The 5,064-nt window shown below is 52.2% G+C and carries 7 protein-coding genes and 1 pseudogene; all 8 read left to right on the top strand.

Going from position 1 to position 5,064, the window contains the following annotated elements:
* On the top strand, positions 1-789 hold a 789-nt coding region (locus DES37_RS25070), incomplete at its 5' end, for a terminase TerL endonuclease subunit (protein ID WP_146211555.1).
* Positions 786-947, top strand: a complete 162-nt coding sequence (locus DES37_RS25705; protein ID WP_170123818.1) for a hypothetical protein — start codon at positions 786-788, stop codon at positions 945-947. The genes DES37_RS25070 and DES37_RS25705, both read left to right, overlap by 4 nt.
* Positions 937-2,163, top strand: a complete 1,227-nt coding sequence (locus DES37_RS25065; protein WP_110028255.1) for a phage portal protein — start codon at positions 937-939, stop codon at positions 2,161-2,163. Before DES37_RS25705 ends, DES37_RS25065 begins: the two co-directional genes overlap by 11 nt.
* Positions 2,156-2,755 carry an HK97 family phage prohead protease gene (locus tag DES37_RS25060; protein ID WP_110028254.1) on the top strand — a complete coding sequence of 200 codons (600 nt, stop codon included), beginning with the start codon at positions 2,156-2,158 and terminating at the stop codon, positions 2,753-2,755. The genes DES37_RS25065 and DES37_RS25060 overlap by 8 nt, the downstream gene beginning before the upstream one ends.
* Positions 2,756-2,764: 9 nt before the next feature.
* A complete protein-coding gene (locus DES37_RS25055) occupies positions 2,765-3,997 on the top strand; it encodes a phage major capsid protein (RefSeq protein WP_110028253.1) in 1,233 nt (410 codons plus the stop codon).
* A gap of 78 nt (positions 3,998-4,075) precedes the next feature.
* Positions 4,076-4,402 (top strand): head-tail connector protein, encoded by a 327-nt coding sequence (locus tag DES37_RS25050; protein ID WP_110028252.1) that lies wholly within the window; start codon positions 4,076-4,078, stop codon positions 4,400-4,402.
* The gene (locus tag DES37_RS25045) at positions 4,399-4,788 is read left to right on the top strand and encodes a phage head closure protein (RefSeq protein WP_110028251.1); all 390 of its coding nucleotides are present in this window, start codon (positions 4,399-4,401) and stop codon (positions 4,786-4,788) included. Before DES37_RS25050 ends, DES37_RS25045 begins: the two co-directional genes overlap by 4 nt.
* Positions 4,781-5,064, top strand: a pseudogene (locus tag DES37_RS25040) (hypothetical protein); the annotation flags it as partial. The gene DES37_RS25045 and the pseudogene DES37_RS25040, both read left to right, overlap by 8 nt.

The following is a 5,064-nucleotide window of genomic DNA, read 5'->3' as shown; positions in this document are numbered from 1 at the left end:
AATGCCCGTCTGGCCGGTGTGTTTAAGACCAAACACCTGAATATCTGGGTGGCGGCCCGGGCGGCGTATTTCAACCAGGTGAGCTGGCAGCGTTGTGAGGATAAAAGCCTGACGCTGGAAAGTTTTGAAGGGCAACCCTGTATTCTGGGGTTCGACCTGGCGCGCAAGCTGGATATGAACAGTATGGCCAGGCTGTTCACCCGGGAGATTGACGGTAAAACTCATTATTACAGTGTGGCGCCACGGTTTTGGGTGCCGTATGACACGGTGTACAGCACTGAACGCAGTGAAGACCGGCGCACGGCTGAACGTTTCCAGAAATGGGTGGAAATGGGATTGCTGACGGTCACGGATGGGGCTGAGGTGGATTACCGCTATATCCTGGAAGAAGCCAAAGCCGCCAACAAACTCAACCCGGTTTCAGAGTCGCCCATTGACCCGTTCGGGGCAACAGGCCTGTCTCATGACCTGGCAGATGAAGACCTGTCGCCCATTACCATCATTCAGAACTACACCAATATGTCCGACCCGATGAAGGAGCTGGAGGCCGCCATTGAGTCCGGGCGTTTTCACCATGACGGCAACCCCATCATGTCCTGGTGTATCAGTAATGTGGTCGGCAAGTTTCTGCCAGGCAATGACGATGTGGTGAAACCCGTCAAAGAGCAGAATGAAAACAAGATTGACGGTGCCGTGGCACTGATCATGACCATCGGCCGGGCAATGCTTAATGAGCCGGAAGACTTCCTGTCCACTCTGGATCCTGACGAAGATATTCTCTTTTTATGAAATCACTTATTTCCGATGTTATCGGGCTAACCGGTTTCGGTCTGCTCACGTCCGGGGTTTACCTGCGGTTTGGTCTTGCCCCGGCACTCATGTTCTCGGGAGCCCTAATGGTGCTGTGTGCCCTGGCTATGGCCAGAGGGGGGAAGCATGCTTCTTGACTCTATTTTTCGCAGTGTTTCCCTGGAGAATCCATCCACGCCAATAACGGGTGATCTGGTCGATACCGACGGTATTTTTAAGTCTGACGTGTATGTCAGTCCTGAGACGGCGATGAAACTGGCTGCTGTTTATGCCTGTATTTACGTTTTGTCATCCAATCTGGCTCAGATGCCGTTACATGTGATGCGCAAGAATAACAACCGGGTAGAGCCAGCCAGGGATCATGCCGCTTTTTATCTGCTGCACGATGAACCCAATATATGGCAGACCAGCTACAAGTGGCGGGAACTGAAACAGCGCCACATTCTTGGCTGGGGAAATGGGTATACCTGGGTAAAGCGCTCTCGCCGGGGTGAAATATCAAGCCTTGAATGTTGTATGCCATGGGAAACCACGCTGCTGAATACGGGTGGCCGGTATACCTATGGTGTTTATAACGAGGAGGGCGCTTTTGCTATCAGCCCTGATGACATGATCCATATCAGGGCGCTGGGTAATAACCAGAAAATGGGACTCAGCCCAATTTTGCAGCATGCTGAGACAATTGGTATGGGGATGAGTGGACAGAAGTATACCGAGAGTTTTTTCAGTGGTAATGCCAGGCCCGCCGGAATTATTTCAGTGAAAGGCGAGTTAAAGAAAGAGAGCTGGAGTTGGCTAAAAGAAGCCTGGAAAAAGGCAGTGCTCGCCCTTCGTAGTCAGGAAAATAAAACCCTTTTGTTACCCGCAGACCTTGATTACAAGGCACTCACCGTATCACCGGTTGATGCGCAAATAATTGAGATGTCAAAACTGAACCGCTCAATGATTGCCGGGATATTTAATGTTCCAGCACACATGATTAATGACCTGGAAAAAGCGACTTTTTCCAACATCACTCAGCAGGCTATCCAGTTTGTCCGGTACAGCATGATGCCATGGGTAACAAACTGGGAGCAGGAGCTAAACCGGCGGTTATTTACCCGGGCAGAGCGTGCTGCCGGGTATTACACCCGGTTTAATCTTACCGGGCTATTGCGCGGCACACCTCAGGAACGCGCTCAGTTCTACCACTTTGCTATCACTGATGGCTGGATGAGCCGAAATGAGGCCCGGGCATTTGAAGATATGAACCCGGTGGACGGGCTGGATGAAATGCTGGTTAGCGTCAATGCTGCAAATCCTGCCAGTGACTTTAAAACCACCAAAAAACCAGAGGATATAACCGATGAATGATCGCGAGCTGCGGTGTTACAGCGGTGAGGTAAGGGCTGAGCAACAGGGTGACAGTCCCACACGGATAATTGGTTATGGCTCTGTATTTAATTCACGATCAGAACCCTTGTGGGGGTTTCGTGAAGTGATTAAGCCCGGTGCATTTGATGATGTTCTTAATGATGATGTCCGTGGGCTGTTTAACCATGACCCCAATTTTATCCTCGGCCGAACCACGGCAGGTACATTGTCTTTGTCAGTGGATGAGCGAGGTCTTGGCTACGACATCAGTGCCCCAGAAACGCAGACTATCCGTGACCTGGTGTTATCTCCCATGCGCCGGGGTGACATTAGCCAGTCCTCTTTTGCCTTTCGTGTCGCCCGTGATGGTGAGAACTGGTACGAGGATGATGAAGGCGTGGTTATCCGTGAAATTACCCGTCTTTCAAGGTTGTTTGATGTCAGCCCGGTAACCTATCCCGCTTATCAGGATGCTGATTCCGGCGTCCGTTCAATGAAAGCCTGGCAGGAGGCGCGCAACAGCGGTGCGCTGCAAAAAGCCATTAACCAGAGAATGGCGCGTGAGCGCCTGCTGACCCTTCTTAATGCGTAAGGAAAAATCATGAAACTTCATGAACTGAAGCAAAAACGTAATACCATCGCGGCTGATATGCGCGCCCTTCACGATAAAATTGGTGATAATCCGTGGACTGATGAGCAACGAACGGAGTGGAACCGCGCGAAGTCTGAACTGGACGCCCTGGATTCTCAGATTGATCGTGAAGAAGAGTTGCGCCGACAGGACCAGACCTATATTGAAGGCCAGGAGCCTGAACAGCGTCAGTTGCAAAATGGTGACCCTGCAAATCCACAAACTCAGCCAGATGAGCGGCGTACTGCGGCCTTCGATAAGTTTCTGCGCCATGGTTTTGCAGAGCTGAGTGGTGAGGAGCGTCAGGCGCTTCGTGAGCTTCGCGCTCAGGGTACAACAACAGATACCCAGGGTGGATATACCGTCCCCACTCAGATGCTCAACCGGATTGTTGATGCCATGAAGGCATATGGCGGCATCGCCAGTGTTGCGCAGATCCTGAATACCTCTACCGGTCAGGATATTACCTGGTCGACATCAGATGGTACGGCGGAAGAAGGCGAACTGCTTGCTGAGAATGCGGAAGCCAGTGAAGGCGACGTGACTTTCGGTACCGCCATCCTCGGTGCCAAAAAATTGTCTTCAAAAATTATCCGCGTTTCCAATGAACTGCTGCAGGACACTGGTGTGGATATTGAAGCGTATCTGTCAGGCCGGATTGCCCAGCGCATTGGTCGCGGTGAGGCAAAATATCTGGTGCAGGGTACCGGGACAGGCTCGCCCGTTGAGCCTAAAGGGCTGGTGGCATCGGTTACCGGCGGTGTCAGTACGGCGTCTGCAACCACCTTTACCTGGAAGGAAATGAACGCTCTGAAACATGCCATCGATCCGGCATATCGTATGGGGCCAAAATTTCGCTGGGCCTTTAATGACGCCACACTGAAACTGATCAGTGAAATGGAAGATAACCAGGGGCGACCGTTATGGCTTCCGGATATTGTGGGTGTGGCTCCGGCATCAGTACTGAATGTTCCCTATGTTATCGACCAGGCCATCGATGATATTGGTGCTGACAAGAAATTCATTTTCTGTGGAGACTTTAACCGCTTTATTCTGCGCCGTATTACTTATATGACGCTTAAGCGGCTCGTTGAACGGTACGCTGAATTTGATCAGACTGCATTTCTGGCTTTCCACCGTTTCGACTGCGTGCTTGAAGATACTGCAGCCATTAAGGCCATGACAGGTAAATCAGCCGCTTAATGCTGTGACCCTGAATTAACTCTCTGCCGCGAAAGCGGTTTTTTTTGTGCCCGTCATCTGGCGGGCATGGAGATATTCATGATTCTGACGCTGGAAGAAATCAGACAACAGCTACGTCTTGAAAGTGATTACACGGAAGAAGACACGCTTTTGACGATGCTGGGGCAGGCTGCGGAGTCGAGAACGGCGACATTTCTTAACCGTAATCTTTATGCAGCAGAAGCAGATATCCCGGAAGGCGGAGACGAAACTGCGCTGGTGGTACCGGATGATCTGCGTCTTGCGATGCTGATGCTGGTCACCCATTTTTATGAACACCGCTCCACGGTTTCTGATTTTGAACAGAGTGAAACGCCCATGGCGTATCAGTGGATTGCCGGACCCTACAGGTTTATTCCGCTATGAAAAACCGCCAGTCACAAACCAGTATTGATTACCAGTTGCCTGAGCCCGGCGAACTTAACCGCCGGGTTCTGCTACGCCAGCGTACCGATATCCCGGCGGATGATTATGGCAATACGCCGGAATACCAGAACAGCCAGTATGCCTGGGCAAAAGTACGGCAGGTCAGTGCCACCGTGCTGCATGAATCCGCCCAGACCGACAGTGCCGTTACCCACTATTTCACCGTGCGCTACCGGGCCGGGCTGACCTCTGATTACGAGGTGGTTTACAGCGGGAGGGTGTACGCCATTCGTCGCTGCCGCGATTTAAATATGGCCCGGCGTTACCTGCTCCTGGAGTGTGAAGAGTTGGGCGCAGAAACACCGGGAGATTCCATGTATGGCTAAACCGGTGTTCCATGTCGATTTTCAGCAACCGAAAGAACTGGTGTTCAACCGGGCAAGGTTGCGCCGGGCATTTATCCTCATTGGTCAGGTCCACATGCGTGATGCCCGGCGGCTGGTCATGAAGCGGGCTGTTTCAACTCCCGGGCAAAACCCAGGGTACCAGACCGGGCGGCTGGCCCGTTCCATTGGCTATTACGTGCCACGGGCATCAAAGCGCCGTGCCGGGCTGATGGTCCGGATCGCGCCGAACCAGAAGAAAGGGGAAGGGAACCGGCT

Origin of the sequence: Mangrovibacter plantisponsor (assembly GCF_003182475.1) — a bacterium.
Lineage (GTDB): Bacteria > Pseudomonadota > Gammaproteobacteria > Enterobacterales > Enterobacteriaceae > Mangrovibacter > Mangrovibacter plantisponsor.
The sequence above is the reverse complement of the archived record's forward strand: the minus strand, read 5'-3'. Positions and strand labels throughout refer to the sequence as shown.